We start from the raw sequence: 24,425 nt of genomic DNA on the forward strand, positions 1-24,425 counted from the left end.
TTGTTTTCATTAAGTCAATTCCGCGATGCATCTCTTTATCTTCTAGCTCTTATCTTTGCGATATTGTTCCATCTTAGTGCCCTAACCGTCGTGTGATCACATAATAACTGTTGTGATTAGTCAACTAATTGCGCCGTATTGGGAGATTCATTGTTTCCAAAAATCATCTAATCACCAAGTGCTAAGATTGGATTTTGGCTATAAATATTTGTTTTATAGTTACTATCTATATTGTCCGTATTTTTGATGTGTGATCCCTCTCACGAATGGAAAATACCAACTGTAACGCATAGGTAAATAAAAGATAGTCATTTGTTACACCGTGTTTACAATGTTTTCCCCATAAGGTCAGAATATAAAAACAACGACCAAAATAATAATAATTCGAATACCTACAAAATTATTAATTTAGCCTCTACGAATAAGGTGGAATGGAAGAATGTTAAATTTAGTTATATCTGTCGTACCGATATTGCTTCTCATTTGGATGATGACCAAAAAGAATGCACTACCATCACATTACGCATTACCAATAAGTGCATTACTGGTGGGAATATTTCAAGTATTTTATTTCGGGGTTGATAGCCAGCTATTAGTCGCCAATATTATATCGGGTAGCCTGTCGGCTATTACACCGATTTCGATCATAGCGGGCGCGATTTTACTTAATCGACTGATCGCATTATCCGGAGCTGAAGCAGTTATTCGTCAATGGCTGGAGGGGATTAGCCGAAACAAAGTGGCGCAGCTGATGATTATTGGTTGGGCGTTCGCGTTTATGATCGAAGGTGCATCCGGGTTTGGTACACCAGCCGCGATAGCCGCCCCAATCCTAGTTGGCTTAGGGTTTAACCCGCTTCGTGTCGCGATGTTAGCGCTTGTGATGAACTCGGTGCCAGTGTCATTCGGCGCGGTAGGAACGCCTACATGGTTTGGCTTTAGTGGTTTAGGCCTATCTGATGCAGATTTACTTGAAGTGGGGCAGCTCTCTGCGCTAATGCACTCTGTTGCCGCATTTATCATCCCTGTTGTGGCACTCAGTTTTGTTGTGTCTTGGTCAACGATACGCCGTAACTTTTTGTTTATTCAGTTGAGCGTGCTGTCTTGTACCATTCCTTACTTTCTTTTTGCTCAGTGGAATTATGAATTCCCATCGCTAATAGGCGGTGCAATCGGCATGTCGCTATCCATTGTGATTGCGCGATTCAAAATTGGCTTGGAAAAAGAGGCAGAAACTGAGCTTAAAACTGTCGAGAAAGTACCGATGGCAGAAGTGGTTAAAGCGCTAAGTCCAACACTGATGCTTATTGCTATTCTCATTGTTACACGCATCCAGCAGCTCGGAATAAAAGGCTTACTAACCGACGCAACACCACTATTTTCGTTGAATCTTGGTTTTGCAGACCTAAGTGTGAGTCAGGCTTTGATCATCAAGCTAAGTAATATTTTGCAAACAGACACGGCTTGGGCGTACAAAACTCTCTATGTGCCAGCACTCATTCCTTTCTTTTTAGTTGTGATGATATCCGTCTGGATTTTTAAAATGCCGAAGCAACAAGTTAAGCAAGTCTTCACTGAAACAGGCAGCCGAATCAAGATGCCATTCATTGCTTTGATTGGTGCCTTGATCATGGTGAAGTTCATGATGATGGGAGGCGAAGGTTCTCCAATCATGACCACTGGGCGCGCATTCTCAGATTTGATGGGCACTAACTGGCAATACGTTGCTTCATATCTTGGTGCTTTAGGTGCGTTTTTCTCCGGCTCTGCAACGGTTTCAAATCTTACTTTTGGCGGCATTCAACAGACGATCGCTCAAACCGTCGGCTTGTCTCAAAATGTGGTGTTAGCACTGCAATCTGTGGGTGGTTCGATGGGCAATATGGTGTGCATTAACAACATCATTGCGGTTTCAACCATTCTTGGAATTTCTAATCAAGAAGGCTACATCATCAAACGTACGGTTATTCCGATGATTCTGTATGGGGTGATTGTTGGAGTGGTCAGCATAGCACTTTAAGCACTTACTGCTTAATTCTTACAAACCATCGCTAAACTCAATGAACAGAGCGGAAAACCGTCGGCATTGAGTTTAGGTTATTCCAAAATAAAGCGCTGTGAGCGCTGGGAGCAATATTATGAAGGTGAACTTTTTTGCAACGTGTCTGTGTGACACGGTAAAAGCAGAAGTAGCCAAAAAATCGGTACTTCTGTTGGAAGAGTTAAACTGTGAAGTTATCTTTCCAGACAAGCAGGGCTGCTGCGGGCAACCATCTTTGAACAGTGGTTACATTGAGGGCAGTAAGCCAGCGATGAAAAGTATGATTGAAGCGTTTGAGCTGAACTCATACCCAATTGTCACTCCCGCAGGCTCGTGCGCAGCTTCAATCAAAAAATACCCGGAATACTTAGCAGACGAACCCTTATGGGCAGAACGTGCCCAAGCCCTTGCCGATCGTTTGTATGAGCTCACTCAGTTTATCACTAATGAAATTGGCATTCAAAACGTAGGAGCTAAGCTACCAGGGCGCGGTGTTTATCACCCTTCGTGCAGTCTTATTCGTAAGTTAGGTGTTCGTGAGGAACCGCTGAAACTGCTTTCTAACGTTGAAGGGCTTGAGTTACTGCCAATAAAGAACCAAGAGACTTGTTGTGGGTTTGGTGGCACGTTTTCAGTGAAAATGTCTGAAATATCGGGAGAAATGGTGAAAGAGAAAGTTCACCATATCGCGCAAGTTGAGCCTGACTATTTGATCGGTGCTGACATCAGTTGTTTGATTAACATCGCGGGGCGTATGACTCGTGAGGGTAAACCCATTCAAGTATTACACATTGTCGATGTGTTAATGAGCCGCTAAAAGGGGAAGTAATATGTCGATGAAAACCAGTGATGTGAAATTTCGTGAACGCATAAATGTTCAAATGAAAGATGAGTTTATGCGTCAATCTGTTGCGAATGCACAAGAACGCATGTTTGCGAATCGCCAAATCGCCGCCGATAAGTTGGGTAATTGGGAAGAATGGCGAGAGATGGGCATGGATATCCGCAACCATGTGCTTGAACATTTGGATTATTACCTTCAGCAGTTAAGTGACAACGTCGAAAAAAATGGCGGTCATGTTTTCTTTGCACAAACGTCTGAGCAAGCAACCGATTATGTTGAAAACATCATCAAGCAGAAGAATGCTAAGAAAGTTGTTAAATCTAAATCTATGGTGACGGAAGAAATTAACCTTAACGCTATGATTGAGCGTAATGGTTGTGAAGTTGTAGAGACGGATTTGGGAGAGTACATATTGCAAGTTGACGATTGCGATCCGCCATCCCATATCGTAGTCCCTGCTCTACACAAAAACCGAGCCCAGATCAGAGACATCTTTAAAGACAAAATAAACTATCAAGGCGGCGATGATCCTGAAGAGCTGACCCGTTTTGTTCGTAATCATATTCGTCATGATTTCTTAGAAGCAGACATCGGCATTACAGGGTGCAACTTCGCTGTTGCTGAGTCTGGTTCTATATCCTTGGTGACTAACGAGGGTAATGCAAGGCTTGCGACCAGTCTGCCAAAAACGCATGTCGCGGTAATGGGAATGGAGCGTATTGTTCCCACTTTTGAAGAGCTGGATATCATGATTAGCTTGCTGTGTCGCAGTGCGGTTGGCATCCCATTAACCGGTTATGTAACGGCATTGACTGGGCCACGGGAAGACGAACATTGTGACGGACCGGAAGAGTTCCATCTTGTGATTGTCGATAACGGGCGTTCAGACATCTTGGGGTCAGAGTTCAAAGACATTCTTCGCTGTATTCGCTGTGCGGCATGCGTTAATACGTGTCCGGCCTATCGACATATTGGCGGTCAGTCTTATGGTTCTATCTATTCTGGCCCAATCGGTGCCGTGTTGTCGCCATTACTTGGCGGTTATGATGATTTCAAAGATTTACCTTACGCTTGCAGCTTATGCAAAGCTTGTCACGATGTTTGTCCTGTTAAAATTCCGCTGTCTGATCTGCTCCTAAAACATCGTCAGAAAATGGCGGAACAGAAGCTAACGCCACTTAGTGAACGTGCGGTAGTCGGAGCTTTCAATTTGGCTAACGCGCGTCCGATATTGTGGGACACCAGCGTTAAGATTGGCGCAAGAATGGCCGGTTACATCATCAAGGATGGGAAACTGCCTGTGAATGTCGGTGCGATCAGCGAATGGACCGAAGCTCGTGACTTGCCCGAGCCTGATGGCGAATCGTTTAGAAGCTGGTTTAAGAACCGTAAGTAGCTTGCGTTACCGCCGAATAATAACCGCCAAATGAAAAAAGTGTAAGGAATGAATATGTCGAATTTGAATGATCAATCATCGCGAATTCATAACCGTGAGTCGTTTCTCAACAACATAGCGAATAAGCTTCAACGAGATCGAATTACCCAGAGAGTTGCCAAGCCTAAACTGAAGTATAGCTGTCATCATGAGGTGCTTGCATCTTGCAATAAAGACGAACTCAAAAATGTACTTGTCGACTACACCAAAACAGCGTTGGGCGCGAATGCTCTAGTGACAACCAAAGCTGAGTTTTCAAGAACCTTGCGGGTGGAGTGTAAAAATTACTGTGAGAAAGAGGCAACGGGTAAGCAAGAAGTTCTATTGTCAGCCGATGAGCGCTTACTGGATCTCATCGGCAGTGATGGACTTAACGACTTGCATCATGACGTGAATGTTTGGGACCAAAGTGCAGGCTACGAGCGTAACATCACGTTGGCTGAACGAGCAAAGGTTGGGGTAGTGTTTGCGGAGCAAGGGCTAGCAGAGTCCGGCACTATGGTGCTTTACAGCCAACCGAAGCAAGGCCGTGCGGTTAGTTTGTTACCAGAAGCGTCGATTGTTGTTGTTGCCAAGAGCACATTGTTCGCCCGTTTAACTCAGGCAACCACCGAATTACACCGCAAGGCAGAGGCCGGTGAACGCATACCTTCGTGTGTTAACTTCATATCTGGCCCTAGTTCAACCGCTGATATCGAACTGATCAAAGTGGTTGGGGTACATGGCCCTGTTTATGCGACGTACATTATCATTGATGATATGTGATGGGGCGCAAGGGTAGAGGCATAAGGCATAAGGCATAAGGCGAAGGGCTAGAGGCGAAGAAAGGAAAGAGTGGGGCTAGGGTGGCCGATTAGGGAAGGAGACAAAGGCAATAATCTAAGGGTTATTGCCTTTGTCTGTTATTGTATAATCAGCGTTAGTTGTTTACATAAGGGAGTCTCGCGTGCCGCACATTGATGATTTAGCCATGTTTACCCAAGTGATAGAGCAAGGGTCGTTTAGTAAAGTCGCAGAATTGAACGGCATTACAAAATCGGTGGTTAGTAAACGTGTGAGCAAGCTAGAAAGTGATTTGGGTGTTCAACTGCTGTACCGCACCACAAGAAAGCTGTCTTTAACCGAAGCGGGTGAGGTTTTATATCATCGTTCAAAAGGGATCAGTTCCTTGGCTCAATCCGCTTTTGATGCGGTTACAGGTTACAACGAGGCGTTATCTGGCCACATTAAAATGTCAGTTCCCACTATATCTGGTGAGTTATTGCTTGCCGACGCAGTGTCTGACTTTTGTATGGAGCATGCGGGCCTAACGATAGACATGTCGATGGATAACAACTTTGTCGACTTGTCTGCCGGAAATTATGATCTTGTCATTCGCACAGGTTACCTAGAAGATTCTAGCTTGATTGCGCGTTATATCTTTAACTCTCGCTGGGTAATATGTGGGGCGCCGAGCTATTTCAAATCACATGACTGCCCCTCAGAGCCGAATGAGTTGCTGCGTCATAACTGTTTTGGTTACACCCATCCAAGTAGCGGAACGTTCGACTGGCTGTTTAAACGAAATAGCGATACGTACACACTTAAGGTAAACGGAAATTTCTCGTCGGATAACTCAGCGGCACTCAAGAAAGCCGCTTTGAAAGGCAATGGCCTTGCTTATTTACCGACATGTTTGGTTTACGATGAGTTGCAAAGTGGTGAACTTGTTGAAGTATTATCGGATCATGTGGGCAAAGAAGTGGGAATTTACGCCGTTTATCCGTACACCCGAAAGCCGGCAAAACGGATTCAGGCGCTGATTGAGCATATTCGAGAATGCTACCAAGAGCGACGACACTGCTTTTAAGATGAACCCAGCCACGGTTTAGGACAAGCGACTTCAATTTCAATAACAAAAAAGCCAAGCTAATTACGTTAGCTTGGCTTTTTATATTTGTTCAGTGTGACGCTAGGGATTAATCCGCTTGAGGACGAAACTTCTGTTGAATACCATTCAAGAAGTTACGTAGAATCTGAGCTTTACAGTCGCGGTAGTGTTTGTGCTCAGGCTTACGGAAAAACGCGCTCAGCTCATGTTTGCTCATTTCAAAATCAACGCTTTTCATGATCTCTAGTACGTCTTCGGCTTTGTAGTTCAAAGCAATGCGTAATTTCATGAAGATCATGTTGTTGGTTAAGTTTTGCTCTGGAGCAGGTTGTGCTCCCTCTTTCTTGCCACGTTTGGTATTGATTAAACCATTTAGGAAGATCGCCAATTCCGTGTCAGTACAAGCAACGAATGCGCTATCTTCGTCTTTCTTAAGCCAATTAGAAACTTGCTCACGGGTTACTTCGTGCTCGGCAGCAGCAAAAATGTCGATCATAGCAGTGTCGTTAAAATCGAAAGTAAAGCGGATGCGGCGTAAAATATCGTTATTGGTCACTCAATTTTCCTAATGATTTGCAGCCGTGGGTATGGCTGCTGAGTTTGTGGTCGAGCACTTTAACAGATTTCCTGGTTTAGGTCTGAATTATTCAAGCGAATTTTGCAGTTCATTTTTGCCAATACAATGAATTTCGCCCGCATTTACAATATCCAAAACAGTGCAGACGCCGCTAAATCTTGCCCTCATTTATCGCAACGATTGATGGTTTGGCGGTACAAATCAAATATATCGCTGTTAAGTTGAGAAAGTTGGTTATTTTATCATCTATAACTTGCATAAGTAGCTAACCGATCAATACTTTAGGGAGTCAGTTGTAGAGCAAGGATGTTCATAATGAGAAAGAAGAGACGCTATCCTCTTAGCATACATATCACGACGCTGTTTTTAGCGCTCGTAACTGCAATTGGGGTAAGCCTGATCACCATCAGTTATCAGCATTCCCAAACGCTTTTAGAGGGGACTGCTGGGGAGTTGAGCAACGAGAATAGCCTAAAACTTCAAACCTTGTTTAAACAACAAGTGGCCCCGGTATTAACGACGTTAGATTTTATGGCGATGAGTTCGTTCATTTCCCATCAAACTGATTCAGCCGAAAAAAACGGGTGGCTGTCTTCTATTGATTTGGTCTTCAATCGTAACGAAAGCCTCGTTGCCTTGTACTATGGATCCAGTGAAGGACGCTTTACCCTATATAGACCGTTGATTAACCCGGTAGTTGCTAAGCAATTTAAAGCGCCTGATGGCGCAACTATGTTGTTTCGAGATACGGATCTAGACGGTAGGAATGAAGCCATATTTTATGACCCGAACATGAACGTGATGAGCGCGAACATCCAATATGACAACCGTTATGACCCGAGAGTACGCCCTTGGTATAGCAAAGCGGAAAAAGGTGGGGAGATCAGCTTAACGGAACCGTACCGTTTTTACTGGCTGCAAGATTCTGGCGTTACCTTCGTGCGACGTTCTGTTGATAATCGCCATGTTGTTGCCGCTGACTTTTCATTGTCAGGCTTGTCCGCAAAAATCAAAGAACTGGCTTATTCTGAGCGAAGCAAACTCATCTTATTTGATAGGAACTTTCACCCTTTAGCTAGTCATCAGGTAGAGCTTGCCGATCAAGATAGTAGCCAAGATATTCGACTAACGCTTGCCGATAGTGTGTTCAGTGGTGTTTTAAAAGAGACCTCATTATCTGGTGGGTATGCGACGAAGAATGTTGATAACTTAGCTTGGTCGATTGCCGTAACTCCGGTTGATTTAACCGATGGCGTTGAACTGTATTTGGCAGAAGCGACACCGCAAAATGACTTGATGAAAGATCTACTCTCTATGCGTGACAAACAGTTAGTGATGGCGCTGTTAATGCTCCTAGCGTGTACGTTGATCGTTAGATATGTGGCGAAGAGAATTGCAGAGCCGCTGGATGGGTTGAACAAGCAAGCGGAAAACATCAGACGGTTTGTTTTTACTAAATCTCATTACTCACGCAGTATGATAAAAGAAGTGAACGACCTGTCGATGTCTGTTGAGTTGATGGAGCATACGCTGCACGACCTCATTATTTTGTTGCAAGATACGGCCAGTAACCAAGATTTTAGTATTCTGGCAAAAAACATCGCCAAACAAAGTTATATTGTGACCAAAGCCGAAACCATCGTGTTATCGGTGTGGGACAGAAAAACCAAGAAATTTGAAGTGGCCGTTAACCATGCCATTATTCCTCTGCGGGTTGATATGAATACATTGCTCGCAAATGCACCCTTGATGCTTTCTCAACTCAAGAGTGGCGAGGTATTTCATCTAAATAAAAAAGATGAATTGCTTAAGCCGTATTTGCTGCATTTCCATAACTCCGATCTCTACTTCTTCCCGTTGCTTAATCGAGATAAACAACTCGTTGGGGTTCTCACGCTAGGCTATGAGCGACGTGCAACTAAACTACAAAAAGAAAAACACGATTTTTTAAGTGAGTTACTCAATTTTGCAGCGATAGCTAAGGAAAATATCGATCAAATTCAACAACAAAAAGACATGCTTAATGCCTTTACCGAATTACTTGCATCGACCATTGATACCAAATCTCCATACACTGGAGGGCACTGTCAACGAGTTCCGGCACTTGCAGAAATGCTGACCTTAGCGGCGGCTGAAGATCAAGGTCAGTTTAGAGATTTTTCGATGGACAGTAAGCAGTGGGAAGAGCTAAGTCTAGGTGCTTGGATGCACGACTGCGGAAAAATAACCACGCCGGAATATGTGGTCGATAAGGCAACCAAGTTGGAAACCAATTATGACCGTATTCATGAAATACGGATGCGATTTGAGTTGCTCAAGCAACAAGCACATACAGACTACTGGAAAGCCGTGTCTCAGGGCTCTGATGCCGCCTTTGAAAAACTCAGACGTGATAAAACGTTGCATAGCCTAGATGATGACTTTGCCTTTATTGCGGAGTGTAATATCGGGTCCGAGTTCATGAACGACAGCAAGTTTGAGCGGTTACAGAGCATCGCACAGCTAACATGGAAGCGTACCATAGACGACAAAATCGGCATTTCATGGGTTGAAAAAGACCGATGTGATAACTCACAAGCACTTCCGGTGACCGAATTTATGCTGTCAAATAAAGCCGTACATAAGGTGGCTTGGCCGTTGGGTCATAACCCTAAAGATACGTGGGAGCAACCCTTCAACTTGGTGCCAGGAGAGTATCAATACGATAGAGGTGAGTTGTATAACCTGAGTGTGAGAGTCGGTACCTTAACGTCGGAAGAACGCTTTATTATTAATAACCATATTGTTCAAACCATCCATATGCTCGAAAAACTGCCTTATCCTGAGCACATGAAAAATGTCCCTGAGATTGCTGGTTGCCATCATGAAAGAATGGACGGAGAGGGCTACCCGAGAGGACAAAAAGGAAGTGAACTGTCAGTACAGGCAAGAGTGATGGCGATAGCCGACATCTTTGAAGCATTAACGGCCAATGACAGGCCGTATAAAAAAGCCAAAAACTTGCGGGAATCATTATCTATTATGACTCAATTGGCAACCACTGGTCATATCGACCCAGACTTATATGTGCTGTTCTTAGGCAAAGGCGTGTACAAACAATATGCAGACAAATTTCTAGAACAGACACAGCTGGTGGACGTGAATATTGATAATTACCTAGAGCAGGTTAATTTGTATCTGGCTAAGCAAAAGTTCGACAAAAAGCAGGAAGAAGACGTTGCGGGGTGATTGGTGTCTTAACGGGCTACTTATGGCATGCGTCGCGAATTGTCGCATTCTAGTCGTTTGTTGCATGCATAGTCACTTGTGGCATGCTTAGTAATTAGTCGGTGACTGCCGATGTTGAAGCCAGCATCGGCAGTTGGTCGTCTTTCTTGTCATCACAACATTAATCTATCAATTACTCGTTTTTTGGACCGCATTTTCTTTCGCTTCCGTGTCGTCAGACGTTTCTTTTGAGCAATCGTCAGAGGCTGTAACGGTCTCGGTTTTGTTTTTTGTTGCTGCTTGCTGTTTTAACTTGGGTTCGTCGTGAGGCACTTTAAACATTGGCTTATAGCTGACGTTGTCGTTTCGCTCTCCAAAGACGAGGTTCTTGATGAGCAATAAGATGAACAAAGCAACCGATCCAATAGCGACGTAAATTAGGGTAGTAAAGTCACCATTTAAACTTTGATAAATACCGAATGCAAACCCACCAACAATGGCTATTAGTATTAGTAATCTAGGTAAGCTGGTTTTTTGTCCCATGATGGTTGGATTCCTTGTGACGTTTGAAATGTCTAATTTGATGAAAAATACGTTCGTTAGATCATAAAGTTTGAAGCTCTTGCCTTGATTCATGAGCTTACCAAACGTTAGCAATCCTGAAGTATCTCCCTCTTATTGGCAATCAAATTCGTTTTGTGACGAAGTAAAATACGATCTCTATCTAGATACTGATTCCAAAAACGCAAGGCTTGTGCAAACAGGTGTTTATGTTCGTTCCGTGATTAGACGAACCGCCATCGAATGCCTATGCTTAATAAACGAATGGAGCAGGAGAGTAGAAGCATGTCTAAAGGTAGTCAAATCACAAGGGCGCGATTGCTGCTACTGATTGCCATGACAGCGCTGTCCTTTCGTGTTCACGCGATACAAAACGTTAATATCTACGGCGATGATAATTACCCTCCTTATTCTTATTCCGAAAACGGCGAACCCAAAGGAATCTATGTCGATATCTTGCGGGAAGTCTTTTCAGACATGCTCGAGTTTGAAGTAACCATCCGTATGGTGCCGTGGAAAAGGGGCCTTAGGTATATTGAACAAGGTAAAGGATTCGCACTTTTTCCTCCGTATTACACGGAAAAGCGCGATCCATGGATGTTGTTTTCTGAGAGTATTCTAAAAGAAGAAGTAGTGGTATTCGGCAAATCTGAGAAGCTGATAAGTAAAAATAACTGGCCAGAAGACTTTTACGGCACCGTAATCGGACTAAATCGTGGCTATAACCCATATTCGATGGGAGGGCATGCGTTTGGAGAAGCCGTTAAAGCAGGAAAAATTCTTACCGAAGAAGCGACAAATGGTGATGCCAATTTAAACAAACTGGCGAAAGGAAGAATCGATTTTTATATTAATGACCGTTTGATTGATATTAGCGATTACCCAAGCATTCAACGTGGATTAACCGCCAACACAAACGATGGTTACCTTGGGTTTACAAAGATAACGGATGATTACCCCTATTTAGCCAACTTTAAGGCCCAATTTGATCAAGCGATTCTTCGTTTAAAACGAACCGATAAAATCGAAAGAATCGTTCAGAGTTACGTCGACTGATTTATAACATCATTGGACGACTACGAAGCATAGTGGCTCAGAAACATAGCGACGGTTTGCTGCACTAAATAGTCTTTATCATTTTCTGACAGCTCAGGCTGCAAACGCATTAATTGCGGCCAGAAGCACTGACCTTTAATTAGGCTGTGTAATTGGCTGTTGGCAAAAGCAGGCTCTACATCCTTAAGCTTACCGTCACCCGCTGCTGCGGTGATCCATCGATGGAGTGTTGTTTCTTGTCTGGCGATCTTTTCTACTTCTTTGAGCAACGCTTCTGGGTGATAGAAAAGGTGACCGAATGCCACACGAGAAAGATCCAAATAATCTTCTGAGCTCATTAAGCTAACTTCAGCGGCCAAAATGGCGTGCAGTTGTTCATCAAGAGCAACATCGGCCTGATACACAATGTTAGGCTGAACCAGTACTTTGTTCCAAAGATCAGACAAGATGAACATCACCAAAGCTTCTTTAGTTTCAAAGTGGTTATAGACGGTTCGTTTCGACACTTGAGCAAGCTCGGCCAATTTATCCATGCTGGTGGCTTTCACGCCATTTTCCTTAAATGAAATCATTGCGGCCTTGATGATTGCTTCGCGTTTGATTTCACTTCGTGTCTGTTTGGGTACGTTCATGTTTCTTGCTCGTCAGAATACTTTGTAATTATTTTACACTTAGTAGTTTACTTTTTAAAGGTGAAACCATAAACTGCACCGTGTAGTTTACTTTTTGAGTTAGATAAATGAAAAAACGGTATTGGGTTCTTGGAGGCTTAATCATGGCAGCGATTTCTACAGTAGTGTTAACGTCAGCGACGACGGATAAAAAAGGCAAGTTCGTCAACAGCGAAAAAGCGTATGAAACGGATGCGAGTAATCTATGGGACATTATTAAAGCTTACACTGTATCTAAAAGACAATCGGCACAGCCAAGCGACGAATTGCCTTTAGAATCCCTTACCGCGAAACAGATTCGCGAAGATGAGGGTGACCGAATTTACCGACTCGGTCATTCAACAGTATTAATGAAGCTTGATAACAAATTGGTGCTCACCGATCCTGTGCTAAGTGAAAGAGCGTCACCTGTGCAGTGGGCGGGGCCAAAACGTTTTCATCCAAGCCCGATCTCGATAGAAGAGATGCCGATGATAGATATTGTTGTGATAAGCCATGATCATTATGACCATCTTGATAAGCACGCGGTATTGGCGTTGTCTAAAAAAGTTAAGCATTTTGTGACACCACTAAAAGTGGGTGAAACAATGGCAGGTTGGGGCGTTGATGCAGCCAAAATTACCGAACTGGATTGGTGGGAAAGTGTCACCTTTGAGGGCATTGAATTGGTCGCAACTCCAGCCCAACACTTCTCTGGACGGGGATTGTTAGATAGAAACCACACCCTTTGGGCAAGCTGGGTGATTAACAGTGCTAAACGTAAACTATTTTTTAGTGGAGACAGTGGCTATTTCTCGGGCTTCAAGCAAATTGGCGATAAGTACGGCCCGTTTGATGTTGCAATGGTCGAAACTGGCGCATACAACGAATTATGGAGCGATATCCATATGATGCCAGAACACAGCTTGCAAGCGCACTTAGATCTCCAAGGCGAAGTGATGATGCCAATTCATAATGGCACGTTTGATTTGTCTCTTCATGATTGGTTTGAGCCACTAGAGCGTATTCAAGAGTTAGCCAAAGACAATGACGTGAGGCTTTTGACTCCTGTGTTCGGCCAATCTGTCTCTCTTGATGACGCGGCTCAGAACGAAAAATGGTGGCGAGAACCAGAGCTAGGCTATCAGGTAGATCTAGTCGCTCAATCTCAATAAAAATTACTGCCAGAAGCTTACGTAGGCGAACCGACTGGTTCGCCTTTTTTATTAGTCATCGTATTAACGAGCAAGCGGGCAAAAGATGAAACTAAGTGCGTATCAGTGTATTCTCTAATGCAAAATAGTAGGGAGAGGGATACCAATGGACGCAACGCAAGCAATTAAAAGCCAGCAAAACCAGTTAGAAGTCGAGCCAATACACAAGATTCTGGATTTCATGGTCGAGATCGAGAAGTTAAAGAACGTAATGAGAAAAACGAGGCCCGTTGGCCTAGATCGTTTCGAGAACTCCGCCGAGCACAGCTGGCATGTTTGTTTAAGCGCCTTAATGCTAAAAGATCACGCAAACGAACCCGTAGATATCGAAAAAGTGATGAAGATGCTATTGATTCATGATCTTGGAGAGATAGATGCGGGTGACAAAATAATCTATGAAAGTGAAACGACTGAGCAAAAAGGCCAAGAAGAAAGTGGTGTGGCTCGAATTCTTGCCAACTTAAGTGAACAGCAGGCGACTTTCTATTTGTCATTGTGGCAAGAGTTTGAACTAGGCGAAAGCGCAGAAGCGAGATTCGCAAAGGCGATTGATCGAGTCCCCCCGTTACTTCACAACATTCACGGCCAAGCCCATAGTTGGAAAGAGCATCAAGTCAACAAAGAAACTGTGTTAGGCTTTAACAGCGAACGTATTTCAGCGGGGAGCGAATCTCTGTGGAAGGCGGTGGAAAGCCGTTTAAATACCGCATTTAACGACGGTATCTTAGATTGAGAAACAAGGCCAAGACCAACAATGATAAGAAAAGCAGAATTGAACGATCTGAGTGATCTGAATATTTTATACATCGAACAGAATCGCTTTCATCATAACATTACCCCTGATCGTATTGCCCTATGTGATGAATTGCTCACACACGAAGAACTCGCTGAAATGATTGCCGAGACCAGTACCTACCTTACGGTCTATGTGCTTGACGGAAAGGTTGTTGCGGCCTTGCTGGCCAACCTACAACGCAATGAAGCGAAGCGGTGGACACCAAAACGTTGCTTTGTTTATCTTGATGAGCTCATTGTGATGCAAGAATACCGAAGCAAAGGCATTGCGCGAGAAATGATGGATGCTTTTGAAGACTGGGCGATGGAACAAGGCGCCAGTTGCATCGATCTGAATGTTTGGCAGCATAATAGTAATGCGCTCGAATTTTATCAAAAGAACGGCTTTTATACAGAACAACGCTTAATGAGTAAGAATCTGGAGTAGCCGCTTCGAGCTAATCTTGTCGTAATTCTAGCCTTCATATCGCAAATAGATTGCATCAATCAAAAAGTGGCGTATAGTTAATCGTAAATCGACGATTAACTATGTGGTTAGCGATGAAAAAATCTTGTGCTGAAGCAAATAACACTGCTTTTTCTTCTACTGAGAAACAACTGATTGAAGAAAAAGAGTTTGCAGCCCTATGTAAAGCACTGTCACACCCAGCAAGAGTAAGAATTCTTAATATTCTACTGACGCTAGATAATTTGGGAGGGTGCCTAAATAGTGATTTGGTTTCTGAACTCGGTCTTGCTCAATCTACAGTGTCAGAACACCTGCGAATTTTGAAACAGGCGGAGTTTATTACTGCGGAGCCGATTCCACCGAAGATGTGTTATCGAATCAACCGCAATCGGATTGATCTGTTTTCACAGCGTTTTTCAGGGCTAGTGAATTCATAGAAAAGTTATAAACGGTGCTTAATCGCTTACCCGCATAAGGGGAAGTGGGTGAGTACCAATTTTTCAATTATATTAATCGTATTTCGACGATTGACGAATGGGTGCCATATGAATACTGAACACGCGCAACCTCAACTTGGTTTTCTAGACCGATTTTTAACACTCTGGATTTTTGTCGCGATGGCGATTGGCGTCGCTATAGGGTTTGTTTTCCCGAACATTGGAGAACTCAATGAAAGTATGTCGGTAGGGAGTACCAACATCCCTTTAGCTATTGGCCTTATTTTGATGATGTATCCACCGCTTGCTAAAGTTAACTACCGCCTATTAGGCAAAATAACCAAAGATAAACAAGCCATAACACTGTCCTTAGTGATGAACTGGATCGTTGGCCCCATCCTGATGTTTGTGTTGGCTCTGACGTACTTGGCTGATCATCCAGGTTATATGGTTGGGATTATCCTTATTGGTTTGGCTCGCTGTATTGCAATGGTACTTGTTTGGAATGATATAGGGGGAGGCAACAAAGAATACGGTGCTGCATTAGTTGCGCTCAATAGTGTGTTTCAAATATTCACATACAGCTTTATGGCGTGGTTGTTCATCACTGTGCTGCCCCCTGTGTTTGGCTACGAAAGCATGGTGGTAGATATTTCAATGAAAGACATTGCCGAAAGTGTCTTTATCTACCTAGGTATTCCTTTCATCTTGGGCTTTGTTAGTCGCGTTGTGCTGGTGAAAAAGAAAGGCGAACAGTGGTATAACGAAGTTTTCATTCCGAAAATTTCACCGATGACATTGATTGCTTTATTAGCGACCATCGTGCTGATGTTCAGTTTAAAAGGTGAAATGATTGTTGAACTGCCAATGGACGTAGTGCGCGTTGCCATTCCACTGGCTATCTATTTTGTACTGATGTTTTTTATTAGCTTTGCAATGGGTAAAAAAATGGGGCTTCCGTTCGATAAGAATGCATCCATTGCTTATACCGCCACTGGCAATAATTTTGAGTTAGCGATTGCGGTGTCTATTGCTGTGTTTGGCATCAATTCTGATCAAGCTTTTGCCGGTGTGATTGGTCCCTTAATCGAAGTGCCCGTTCTCATTGCGTTGGTGAATGTCGCGTTGAAGATGAAGGGTAATTATCAAGTAAAGAGTGCTTAGAACAAAAAATAACAAAGGACGCTGTCTAGTTATTGAAATAAACAGTATGTCACGCGCAGCAGTTCCCAAGCATGGGTTGCTGCGCTAATTGGCTCAATGCTAATCTAAACTGCACCCAGTTTTAATTTGGGGCGTATAAGATCGTAAACGAAATCTGCTTCATCGCTGAGTTGGTACATGTTATTGATAATGCCGCCAGCCATGTGAGCGTGACCACCTCCAAAGCCCAATCCAGAGTCCATTAATGCGCCTCTTACAATATCCGCAACATTGTTATGAGTGCATTCTGAACGTAGAGACAAAAAGGTTTTTTCCCTGTTTCGAGCGCTAAGTACAACGATATCTATCTCATCAACACTAAGTAAAAAATCCCCCAACACACCAAGCATATTCTTGGGACAACCTTCTGGTAATACGGCAAAAGCTGCGTTGTTTTCTTTTTTCATGGTAGCCAGCATTGAGTCGAATAATTTTAACTCAACAAATTCCATTTGGTTTCTACAAATCTTATTTACCATCGGCATATTGGCAATCGCCTGTAATTGCAGCAATGCACGAATATCGTTGGTGTCGACACCACGAGTGAAACTGGCCGTATCAAATGTTAGCCCAACTAATAACGCGGTAGCGATGCGCTTTGGGATATCCAATTCAAAATGGTTAAAGTATTCGACCATGATGGTGGCGGTAGATCCATAGTTTGGGCGTATATCTGAAAACCAAACAAAGCTGGGAGCTTGAGTTTGATGATGGTCGATCACAGCGACTTCCAAGCCCGGTAAATCCGTCACGTTTTTCTCGCCAATACATCCATCGACGACGATTATCTTGTCATCTGGCCTCAGTTGAAGTTTATGGGGCTCCACCGTTGGGATTTCTAGCCAATCTATAAGGTTACGTAACGATATGCGGTCGATATAACCCTTATAGGAAATAAAAGGCTTTAAACCCTGCTTTTTAAGAAGATAGGCCAATGCGAACGCAGAGGCTATGGCATCGTGATCAGGGAAGTCGTGAGCTTGAACAATAATTCGGTCAGTATTCTTTAATCGTTCAAGAAGTTTTTCGAAATTTCTATAAATCATAACTAGAAACAGCACCTAATTGTTAGAAAGAAGCGAGGATTCAGTGATGGAATAAGTAAGCTATACCAAGCCACTTCCCATAAGCCCATAATTAGGCGGGATATAAAGCCTAAAACTAAGCCTAACCGGTAGCAAATTTCAATGGATTTATAAATGGAATATTCATTTACATGATAAACATCTCATCCCATACATTCATGGGTTGTATGTAATTCACGAGAGGGATAGGTTGACATATTTAATGTGATGTTAGTCCCATCCTAACTTTTGAAAAAAAGAATATAGATTTTTGAGCTCTAAATGAAATTCGAACTCTGATACACATCAGAATGGACATTCTTGGTCTTTTAAGTTGAGTACCTTGAATCATGATAAGGAAATGTATGAAACCTGGAATATGGCGACTGTCACCCCTTGCTTTACTTTTAGCGGCCTCGATAAGCCAAGCTGAAACTCTAGGGCAAGCTTGTGATTTGAAACCGTCAACGAATAACTGCCCAAGTGTTCAGCACTATATGAATCGTCCACTTGATGCCAAAGATGATTTTGAGAAATACAAACTGTGTAGTGAAGCGACATTTGACCTATATAAAGTTGAGAAAAACTGTGAGTTTGACGCCTATTTAGCCAAGGCCGAGCAGAATTTTAATCAATACAAAAAACAAGTCTCAAAGGTATGGGATAAGCCCACTTTCAGTAGTAAAAACTCATGGATCAGTTACACGCCATCGTTAGAAATGAAGCGAGAAGTGAATTTCGAAAAAAACGTTATTAAAGTCACGACTATTGAGGGCGAAAAGACCACCATTGAACAGTTAAAAGAGGAAATAGTATCGACCTCGAAACTGAGTATTGGTTCGGCGCAAAAACAAGACAAATTTACCTCTGAGCTTATTGAAGCAACGAAAGTGAAGCAACTCAGTAAGGCTTCATTTTTGCCTTTGTCTGAGAACAAATCGACCAATAAGAAAGAGCTAAGTAAAGCTTTAGAAAACATCAAGATCACCAAGACAAAAGACTCGAAAGGAAACGAGGTTGTTTCGGCTGAGATCTCGTTTCCTTCAGCTTGGTTGACGCGCAAAGAAAAGCGTTTTATCGACTCAGTTGAAACCTACTCTAAGAAATATCAATTAGAACCTGAGTTTGTTCTCTCTATTATTCGTACCGAAAGTGCCTTTGATCCTCGTGCTGTATCTCATGTCCCAGCGTTTGGTTTGATGCAAATTGTGCCAAGTTCTGCAGGGCTTGATGCCACAGATTATTTATTTGGTGAACAGCAATTATTGAAACGTGATTACTTGTTTGATCCTGATAAAAATATAGAAGTAGGGACAACCTATTTGCACCTACTCAAAAACCGATACTTCAAGGGTATTGAAAACAGTGACAGCATGAAATACTGCGTTATTGCGGCATATAACGGTGGTATGGGACCTATTTATCGTATATTTGGTAAAGGAAAAACAAGCGCAATCAACAACATTAACGCGCTTTCACCTCAAGAAGTATTCGATAAAATTCAGAAGAAGCATGCTGCGGCGGAAACTCGTACCTACTTAAAAAGAGTACACAGTGCCGAGTTAAAATATCAAAATAATATGATCTAAGGAATGACCATGAATAAGACAGTATTAGTCACAGCGTTACTTGCAATGAGTGCGAGCCTAAGTGCCGCAGAACAGTTTCCAGAGTGGAAAAGCTACCCGCAAGATGGTCTAGAAGATGGACTAATTGCAGGAGTATCTTGTGTTGAGAGTATGGGTGACATGACACTAGACATGGACATCGCTGCTATGGAAGCAAGAGCATCTTTAGCGTCATCTTTAGAAACGATGGTGCATAAAGAAGTAGGAACCGATAGAAATAGCGAAAAGAAAACTATCATTACGGCCGATCGAAAAGATAAAGTCGTAACGACAACAATATCGGCTAACTCAACGTCGAAACAGATAACTAATCAGTTGATGAAATATACATGGATCAAAGAATCAGTATCAGTTGAAAAGGGCGTAGATGAATACCTATGTACTCGTATTGTCGCTCGCGTTCCTAAGTTTGTTGAAGAATAGAGATAATGATTCATGGCTCACGATGCAGAAGTTGAAAAAGAACAGTCCAAAGCAGAAGATCAGTTTTTCGATAACCTAAGAAAAAAACTCCCCACGCCGTTAGTGATCGGTGCGGTTTGTGCGATATCTATCGGTCAATTTAACGATACGATTGATATGGTACAAAAAGGGTCTGAAGCGATTTTCTCTACATTTTCAGATGCGCCTTCAAATAATCGACTGTCGAAAATCTATATTAGGGCATCAAGCGATGTACTTAATGAAACCTTTGGTGCACCGATCTACACCAAGTATTCAGACGGTGAAACAGCGATTAAGTATTACAAAGATGATAACTTCCTACTTTCAGCGGTCACCTCAAACGGCATCATTGATGCTTATTTGGTGTTCCCAGTATCTGGTTTTACCCCAGAAACAGAAGAGCACGCAGGTGGTGAACGTTATTTAGATGTCAACTTTAGTCAATCGACGACACCAGTGACTGCTATTTCGAACATTGCTCGTTCAGGTAATTATTACATTGAGTCATCAGATGGAGGGCGCTACCAACTACTTTATACCTCAATCGGTGGTTACAGTGAGTACTTGTCTTCCTTGACGGGTGAGCAAACGATCAAACTAGCCAAATTTAACGATAAACTCATGATGGAAGAAGATGTAGAGGCATCGCTTAAACAAGTGAGATCCAATATTAGTCCAAATTTCTACGGTTACAGCACGGTCGATCTTGGAATTTTGGAATCTGCTATTTTGACCAGATTAGAGTACGAGCTGATTTCTAAGTAGTAATCACGTTCGTGTAGAGTATTGGTAAAGGAATAACCATGAGACCGATGTATTTAGGTGCCGCAATGTTGTCTTTGATGACTGGAGGCGCACATGCCGCTGATGACGCTGTTTGTCAGTTTTTGCCGACATCAGAGATGCCCAAGTGGGTAAATCAAGATATCAGAGACGATGATTTTTATTACGCCGTAGGTGGTGCCAGTGGTAAATCGGGTTCATCATATGTACCAATTAATACGTTTATTAATAATGCCCGAGAAGATGCTGTTGCCAACTTATCTAACTCGATACGTAGCTCCATAAAGGTTTCTACTAAGCGCACCATTGAAAGCAAGAAGTCGAATAAGTCTAAGGCCGAAGTACGTAAAGAGGTAAAACAAAAAACGGAAGTCGTCAGTCAAGTAGCACTTGCAGCGGTCATTGACGACGCAAAGTGGCTAGATACGAAACAATGTTTGCTCTGGTATCGTGTCAAAGTAAGCAAAGCAGGGGCTGAATTTGCAGTTAAAGCTTATGTAGATGAAGTTTCTGAACGGCTCCATAAAAAAATAGAACAATTGACTCATCGTGAAATTGAACAAATACTTTCTGATAATGGCTTTTCTCCTAAATTAGAACATGCAGTTCAAGCTTTATTAAATAATAGCCAAGCCTATTATCGTGGCCAGGTTTATAATGTTGCTGAACTGTATCAGCAAAGTGGCTTCGATTGGGTTAATGAAAGTGATAACTCTTTCTTTATGCGTTCCATTTGGGGGAGTAATAGCCCCATAACGCATTTTAGTTATCTTTATTATCAAAATAATGCAGTTACGTCGGTTGTAAGATCTAACAGCAGTTTGAATCAGCAAATACACGCATTAACGCAGTTGAAGTCATTCGGTGTAGATCTAAACAAAGTACGGGTTGGTGCCGGCCAGTACTTCCCTCATGGTGGCACGGACACGTATTCTTCAAAAAAGACAAACTCGTTATTCTCGGAGCGTGATGGAGATATTTACAGGGAAAGTCGTGAAGCAACGTTGGGAGGAACGTTAAAAACGCCTTTGATTTTTAACTTTAAGAGTAATTCTAAAAAAGAGAGTTTAGGTTTATTACATTTTGCAGTAATTAGTCATAGAGCTGATTTAATTCAACCTTTATTATCGCTTGGTGTTGATATTAATCAGACGACAAGCTTAGGTTATACATCACTTGCTTTGGCCATAGAGTATGGGCAGTTAGGTTTTGCAAAGCAGTTGTTAACTCTAGGCGCTAATCCAAACGAACAAGACTCTATTGCTTATAAAATTGCTTACTTATTGCAACACTTAAATACTCCTGATCTATATAACCCTCAGTTTGGTGTTCCGAGTGCAATGAACCTTCCCTTGCTTCAAGATGTAATGTCTGAGATGGACTTGAATGCACGAGAAGTTAACAAAGTTAAAAAGATGATACTGAAAAAATACCCAATTAATCTCACGATCACTACGGTTAAAATGAAGGAAGACCTTTATAACTACGATCGTAAAAATGTAGAAAAACAGGTATTTATAAATGGTGAGGAAATAAAATGAAACTAATTCTGAAAGCCTTATCTGTTGTTTCGGTTATCTTATTACCATCAATCTCACTGGCTCAAACTTGTCCTTTTGGGGAGGCATCACCTCAACCATCATGGGTAAGTGATACTGAATTAAAACAGGAGATGGTATCCGCTGTTGGAGTAGAGCAGTATGACTCATCAGTTCACAGCGATTTTTTTGCCTTACGAAAGCAATCAGAGGTACGAGCAAGAAAAGCACTCGCACAACGCTTGAGTGCTTCGATATATCATTCGATATTAAGTAACAAAACGCTATCTCATGGGCAATTAGTTAAAAAAGGTCAGTCAGTTGTTGAACAAGTAACAGAATTAACAATGCCAGATAGCCGAATCACCGATAGGTGGTTAGATAAAGATAATTGCTTATTATGGAGTAAAATAGAAGTCGGTAATGATATTGTTGCTGAATACGTAGATGAAATCAGCGAAATGGAACAAGAGGTAAATGATACCCTTGAAGTAAGTATCACAAAGTCTGTAGTAGAGACCCTAAATGCAAAGCAGTTCTATCTGAACTATGATGGTTTTAGTAAAGCTCTTGACCAGCAAGCAATGTTGACCTTTCAAGGTGTTAGCAAGCCTGCACTCACTTGGATGATTGATAGCGGCTTTGACGTGTTGGAGCCCTCATTCGTGCGGTCATACCTTCTTAGTGATGGAATGGCATTGCCTTATAATACCAGCTCTATTGAAACTTATATGGCAGAGAAAGATTTAACGGCTGAAAAAATGGCTTATATTGTTCGTGCATTTAAAAAGAGCCAGTATTCAATTTATGATCTAAGAACGCCTATTATTCAGCATGAAGGAAGTAAAAATATTTTCATGGATAGGAATTCGGGTATTGATTTTCTGCAAGAGCAGGGGAATAAATTGGATGCCGCATTCGCTTTAGAGCTTCGCTTTAGTAAAGAGCAACCTTATTGGGACTATCCTAAAGTGACTAATGTGTATGAAAATAGAAAAACGTTAGCTACTGGGGACCTTTCACTTTTGCATATTATGACTATTTTTCAACGTACCGAGTTAATTAGGGTTTTACTGGACGAAGGTTTTGACCCGAATGTCGAAGATATTAACGGCATGACACCAGCTCAATATGCAGTAGCGTTTGAAAACGAATCCATTACAAAATTGTATTTAGATAATAGTAAAAGCCTTAAAGGGGTTTATCTTATTGCTGTAAAAAAAGCAATCTATACGAGTAATAAGTATCTTTATCTAATGTCATATGACAAGGGTACAATAGATATTATGACGACAAATACTGGTGTGGATTACGAAGGTAAGTTTCTTAAAAAATACAAGAAAGCATTTAAACGTAAAGATCCTAGTAATGTCAAAGCAGCACAAAAATTGATAAAGCAAAGTGTACATGCTCTGAATGTTTTTTGGAAAAGTGATAAGTATCATGGCGCTAATCGGTCGTTAACTAAAAATTACTCAGATAGAAACATTAAACGCCTAACTGATTTAATATAATAATTATACTTAAACGTGATGCCTTCATTGTTACCTAATGAGGCATCACTACACCGAGCACTGGTCACTATCTTTATTCCGCAGTGATTTTTCTTCTCAATCATCATCCTGATTAGACAGCTTATGCCCTTTAAACACCCATACAGGGCCAATCAATAGAAACGAGATGTCGTCTAAGAAAGACGGTTTTTTGCCTTCGATTTTATGGCCGATAAACTGAAATGCCCACAATACAACAAACAGCCCTATAGACATGTCCAATATTGGAGCCTGTTCGTTGCTGAGAACAGCCACGATACTAATACAAACTGTGCTGTAGGCAGCCATCATCAAAAAAGTAATGACAGAAAGCAAAGCGTAAAAAGTTAAAACAGGCGCAAGTGCGATGAATACCCAGTTCAAAGTGATGCCGAATAGGTCAAAGCTAGGAATACTCCATATCAGCCCAACGATAGAAAGATAGATCCCAGGTACTGCAATGGTGTGAATGCGTTTGTTGGCTGGGTTTTGGTGGCTTTCTGCGTAAGCCGCTAGCCATTGTTCTTGGGTACGCATAATCTGATATCGCTCTCATTTATCTGTTTTATTTAGATAAAGTTGGCAGCAATAGCGGAATAAATCAAATAATGATGGCTAGGATCCGGTTTTGTTTTCTTGTCATGTGCACCCCGTCAAATCCTATCGATCATTTACGAAACTAAAGGTTACTGGCATATGCTAATTATAATGTGGTGCAACATCATAATTGGCGTATGCTAGTAATTATAGAATGTAACAACAATGAATTTAAGAAGGAGGCTGTTAATGGCAAGGCCCAAAAAATGTCGACGTGTATGCGGAAGACCTGCGCACAGTTGCTTTAAGCCAAATGGCGTTCCAATGAATCAACTAAAGCAGGTTGAATTATTATCAGAAGAGTTTGAAGCCTTGCGATTGGCAGACCAGCTGGACTTAAGCCAGCAAGAAGCTGCTGACCAAATGGGGGTCTCGAGGCAAACATTTGGCAATATCGTCAAGAAAGCACGCTTTAAAGTCGCGACGTGTTTAGTTGAAGGTAATGCATTGGTATTAGCAGAGCCGATGACACAAGAATCGAACTAAGTAATAGGAGAATAA

23 protein-coding genes are annotated in these 24,425 nt (G+C 42.1%); 18 read left to right on the forward strand and 5 right to left on the reverse strand.

The genetic code is table 11. From position 1 onward, the window contains the following. Nucleotides 1-439: 439 nt before the first annotated feature. The 5 genes from QWZ04_RS22420 (at nt 440) to QWZ04_RS22440 (ending at nt 6,169) form a co-directional block, all read left to right on the forward strand. A complete protein-coding gene (locus QWZ04_RS22420; RefSeq protein WP_290330510.1) occupies nt 440-2,020 on the forward strand; it encodes an L-lactate permease in 1,581 nt (526 codons plus the stop codon). Between the two features lie 118 nt (nt 2,021-2,138). Beyond that, nucleotides 2,139-2,858 (forward strand): (Fe-S)-binding protein, encoded by a 720-nt coding sequence (locus QWZ04_RS22425; protein ID WP_290330511.1) that lies wholly within the window; start codon nt 2,139-2,141, stop codon nt 2,856-2,858. A gap of 13 nt (nt 2,859-2,871) precedes the next feature. Continuing rightward, a complete protein-coding gene (locus QWZ04_RS22430; RefSeq protein WP_290330512.1) occupies nt 2,872-4,281 on the forward strand; it encodes a LutB/LldF family L-lactate oxidation iron-sulfur protein in 1,410 nt (469 codons plus the stop codon). Nucleotides 4,282-4,335: 54 nt separating this feature from the next. Then, nucleotides 4,336-5,085: a LutC/YkgG family protein gene (locus QWZ04_RS22435; RefSeq protein ID WP_290330513.1), complete on the forward strand. Its 750-nt coding sequence runs from the start codon at nt 4,336-4,338 to the stop codon at nt 5,083-5,085. Nucleotides 5,086-5,266: 181 nt separating this feature from the next. Next, on the forward strand, nt 5,267-6,169 hold the full coding sequence (locus QWZ04_RS22440) for a LysR family transcriptional regulator (protein ID WP_290330514.1): 903 nt from the start codon (nt 5,267-5,269) through the stop codon (nt 6,167-6,169). A 109-nt stretch (nt 6,170-6,278) separates the two neighbouring features. On the opposite strand, the gene QWZ04_RS22445 is transcribed toward QWZ04_RS22440, so the two are convergent. Further along, on the reverse strand, nt 6,279-6,746 hold the full coding sequence (locus QWZ04_RS22445) for a YehS family protein (protein WP_290330515.1): 468 nt from the start codon (nt 6,744-6,746) through the stop codon (nt 6,279-6,281). Nucleotides 6,747-7,082: 336 nt separating this feature from the next. Here QWZ04_RS22445 and QWZ04_RS22450 point away from each other — a divergent pair, with 336 nt between their 5' ends. After that, nucleotides 7,083-9,995: an HD domain-containing phosphohydrolase gene (locus tag QWZ04_RS22450; protein WP_290330516.1), complete on the forward strand. Its 2,913-nt coding sequence runs from the start codon at nt 7,083-7,085 to the stop codon at nt 9,993-9,995. 168 nt (nt 9,996-10,163) lie between these two features. Here QWZ04_RS22450 and QWZ04_RS22455 read toward each other — a convergent pair whose 3' ends face one another. Next, entirely contained in the window at nt 10,164-10,517 is a 354-nt protein-coding gene (locus QWZ04_RS22455; protein ID WP_290330517.1) for a hypothetical protein, read from the reverse strand. Between the two features lie 303 nt (nt 10,518-10,820). Here QWZ04_RS22455 and QWZ04_RS22460 point away from each other — a divergent pair, with 303 nt between their 5' ends. Further along, the gene (locus QWZ04_RS22460) at nt 10,821-11,591 is read left to right on the forward strand and encodes a substrate-binding periplasmic protein (RefSeq protein ID WP_290330518.1); all 771 of its coding nucleotides are present in this window, start codon (nt 10,821-10,823) and stop codon (nt 11,589-11,591) included. Between the two features lie 20 nt (nt 11,592-11,611). Here the strand turns inward: QWZ04_RS22460 and QWZ04_RS22465 are convergent, their stop codons facing one another. Next, nucleotides 11,612-12,223: a TetR/AcrR family transcriptional regulator gene (locus QWZ04_RS22465; RefSeq protein ID WP_290330519.1), complete on the reverse strand. Its 612-nt coding sequence runs from the start codon at nt 12,221-12,223 to the stop codon at nt 11,612-11,614. 107 nt (nt 12,224-12,330) lie between these two features. Here QWZ04_RS22465 and QWZ04_RS22470 point away from each other — a divergent pair, with 107 nt between their 5' ends. The 5 genes from QWZ04_RS22470 (at nt 12,331) to arsB (ending at nt 16,299) form a co-directional block, all read left to right on the forward strand. Next, entirely contained in the window at nt 12,331-13,416 is a 1,086-nt protein-coding gene (locus tag QWZ04_RS22470; RefSeq protein WP_290330520.1) for an MBL fold metallo-hydrolase, read from the forward strand. Nucleotides 13,417-13,561: 145 nt separating this feature from the next. Then, entirely contained in the window at nt 13,562-14,188 is a 627-nt protein-coding gene (locus tag QWZ04_RS22475) for an HD domain-containing protein (protein WP_435433648.1), read from the forward strand. Between the two features lie 21 nt (nt 14,189-14,209). Beyond that, on the forward strand, nt 14,210-14,677 hold the full coding sequence (locus QWZ04_RS22480) for a GNAT family N-acetyltransferase (RefSeq protein WP_290330521.1): 468 nt from the start codon (nt 14,210-14,212) through the stop codon (nt 14,675-14,677). 113 nt (nt 14,678-14,790) lie between these two features. After that, nucleotides 14,791-15,135, forward strand: coding sequence for an ArsR/SmtB family transcription factor (locus tag QWZ04_RS22485; protein WP_102525523.1), 345 nt, complete (start codon nt 14,791-14,793; stop codon nt 15,133-15,135). A gap of 108 nt (nt 15,136-15,243) precedes the next feature. Further along, a complete protein-coding gene (gene arsB, locus QWZ04_RS22490) occupies nt 15,244-16,299 on the forward strand; it encodes an ACR3 family arsenite efflux transporter (protein ID WP_290330522.1) in 1,056 nt (351 codons plus the stop codon). A 104-nt stretch (nt 16,300-16,403) separates the two neighbouring features. On the opposite strand, the gene QWZ04_RS22495 is transcribed toward arsB, so the two are convergent. Then, entirely contained in the window at nt 16,404-17,384 is a 981-nt protein-coding gene (locus QWZ04_RS22495; RefSeq protein ID WP_290330523.1) for a DHH family phosphoesterase, read from the reverse strand. A 383-nt stretch (nt 17,385-17,767) separates the two neighbouring features. On the opposite strand from QWZ04_RS22495, the gene QWZ04_RS22500 reads away from it, so the two are divergent. From QWZ04_RS22500 to QWZ04_RS22520, 5 genes are read left to right on the forward strand one after another with little or no spacing between them, the layout of a single operon-like run. After that, entirely contained in the window at nt 17,768-18,991 is a 1,224-nt protein-coding gene (locus QWZ04_RS22500; RefSeq protein ID WP_290330524.1) for a murein transglycosylase domain-containing protein, read from the forward strand. 9 nt (nt 18,992-19,000) lie between these two features. Then, the gene (locus QWZ04_RS22505) at nt 19,001-19,453 is read left to right on the forward strand and encodes a hypothetical protein (RefSeq protein WP_290330525.1); all 453 of its coding nucleotides are present in this window, start codon (nt 19,001-19,003) and stop codon (nt 19,451-19,453) included. A 12-nt stretch (nt 19,454-19,465) separates the two neighbouring features. Further along, complete coding sequence (locus QWZ04_RS22510; protein ID WP_290330526.1) at nt 19,466-20,239, forward strand: ETEC_3214 domain-containing protein; 774 nt, start codon at nt 19,466-19,468, stop codon at nt 20,237-20,239. Nucleotides 20,240-20,277: 38 nt separating this feature from the next. Next, a complete protein-coding gene (locus tag QWZ04_RS22515) occupies nt 20,278-21,798 on the forward strand; it encodes an ankyrin repeat domain-containing protein (RefSeq protein WP_290330527.1) in 1,521 nt (506 codons plus the stop codon). Further along, on the forward strand, nt 21,795-23,309 hold the full coding sequence (locus tag QWZ04_RS22520; protein WP_290330529.1) for an ankyrin repeat domain-containing protein: 1,515 nt from the start codon (nt 21,795-21,797) through the stop codon (nt 23,307-23,309). Before QWZ04_RS22515 ends, QWZ04_RS22520 begins: the two co-directional genes overlap by 4 nt. A 96-nt stretch (nt 23,310-23,405) precedes the next feature. Here QWZ04_RS22520 and QWZ04_RS22525 read toward each other — a convergent pair whose 3' ends face one another. Then, nucleotides 23,406-23,864: an Mpo1 family 2-hydroxy fatty acid dioxygenase gene (locus QWZ04_RS22525; RefSeq protein WP_290330530.1), complete on the reverse strand. Its 459-nt coding sequence runs from the start codon at nt 23,862-23,864 to the stop codon at nt 23,406-23,408. A 249-nt stretch (nt 23,865-24,113) separates the two neighbouring features. Here QWZ04_RS22525 and QWZ04_RS22530 point away from each other — a divergent pair, with 249 nt between their 5' ends. After that, nucleotides 24,114-24,410: a DUF134 domain-containing protein gene (locus QWZ04_RS22530; protein ID WP_290330531.1), complete on the forward strand. Its 297-nt coding sequence runs from the start codon at nt 24,114-24,116 to the stop codon at nt 24,408-24,410. Nucleotides 24,411-24,425: the final 15 nt, after the last annotated feature.

The organism is Vibrio tapetis subsp. quintayensis (genome assembly GCF_030409945.1).
GTDB lineage: Bacteria > Pseudomonadota > Gammaproteobacteria > Enterobacterales > Vibrionaceae > Vibrio > Vibrio quintayensis.

Coding starts and splice junctions, on each gene's coding strand:
- QWZ04_RS22475 (WP_435433648.1), top strand. CDS start 13,562: ATGGACGCAACGCAAGCAATTAAAAGCCAGCAAAACCAGTTAGAAGTC.
- QWZ04_RS22435 (WP_290330513.1), top strand. CDS start 4,336: ATGTCGAATTTGAATGATCAATCATCGCGAATTCATAACCGTGAGTCG.
- QWZ04_RS22500 (WP_290330524.1), top strand. CDS start 17,768: ATGAAACCTGGAATATGGCGACTGTCACCCCTTGCTTTACTTTTAGCG.
- QWZ04_RS22460 (WP_290330518.1), top strand. CDS start 10,821: ATGTCTAAAGGTAGTCAAATCACAAGGGCGCGATTGCTGCTACTGATT.
- QWZ04_RS22505 (WP_290330525.1), top strand. CDS start 19,001: ATGAATAAGACAGTATTAGTCACAGCGTTACTTGCAATGAGTGCGAGC.
- QWZ04_RS22485 (WP_102525523.1), top strand. CDS start 14,791: ATGAAAAAATCTTGTGCTGAAGCAAATAACACTGCTTTTTCTTCTACT.
- QWZ04_RS22525 (WP_290330530.1), bottom strand. CDS start 23,864: ATGCGTACCCAAGAACAATGGCTAGCGGCTTACGCAGAAAGCCACCAA.
- QWZ04_RS22520 (WP_290330529.1), top strand. CDS start 21,795: ATGAAACTAATTCTGAAAGCCTTATCTGTTGTTTCGGTTATCTTATTA.
- arsB (WP_290330522.1), top strand. CDS start 15,244: ATGAATACTGAACACGCGCAACCTCAACTTGGTTTTCTAGACCGATTT.
- QWZ04_RS22420 (WP_290330510.1), top strand. CDS start 440: ATGTTAAATTTAGTTATATCTGTCGTACCGATATTGCTTCTCATTTGG.
- QWZ04_RS22465 (WP_290330519.1), bottom strand. CDS start 12,223: ATGAACGTACCCAAACAGACACGAAGTGAAATCAAACGCGAAGCAATC.
- QWZ04_RS22510 (WP_290330526.1), top strand. CDS start 19,466: ATGGCTCACGATGCAGAAGTTGAAAAAGAACAGTCCAAAGCAGAAGAT.
- QWZ04_RS22425 (WP_290330511.1), top strand. CDS start 2,139: ATGAAGGTGAACTTTTTTGCAACGTGTCTGTGTGACACGGTAAAAGCA.
- QWZ04_RS22530 (WP_290330531.1), top strand. CDS start 24,114: ATGGCAAGGCCCAAAAAATGTCGACGTGTATGCGGAAGACCTGCGCAC.
- QWZ04_RS22470 (WP_290330520.1), top strand. CDS start 12,331: ATGAAAAAACGGTATTGGGTTCTTGGAGGCTTAATCATGGCAGCGATT.
- QWZ04_RS22480 (WP_290330521.1), top strand. CDS start 14,210: ATGATAAGAAAAGCAGAATTGAACGATCTGAGTGATCTGAATATTTTA.
- QWZ04_RS22450 (WP_290330516.1), top strand. CDS start 7,083: ATGAGAAAGAAGAGACGCTATCCTCTTAGCATACATATCACGACGCTG.
- QWZ04_RS22455 (WP_290330517.1), bottom strand. CDS start 10,517: ATGGGACAAAAAACCAGCTTACCTAGATTACTAATACTAATAGCCATT.
- QWZ04_RS22515 (WP_290330527.1), top strand. CDS start 20,278: ATGAGACCGATGTATTTAGGTGCCGCAATGTTGTCTTTGATGACTGGA.
- QWZ04_RS22495 (WP_290330523.1), bottom strand. CDS start 17,384: ATGATTTATAGAAATTTCGAAAAACTTCTTGAACGATTAAAGAATACT.
- QWZ04_RS22430 (WP_290330512.1), top strand. CDS start 2,872: ATGTCGATGAAAACCAGTGATGTGAAATTTCGTGAACGCATAAATGTT.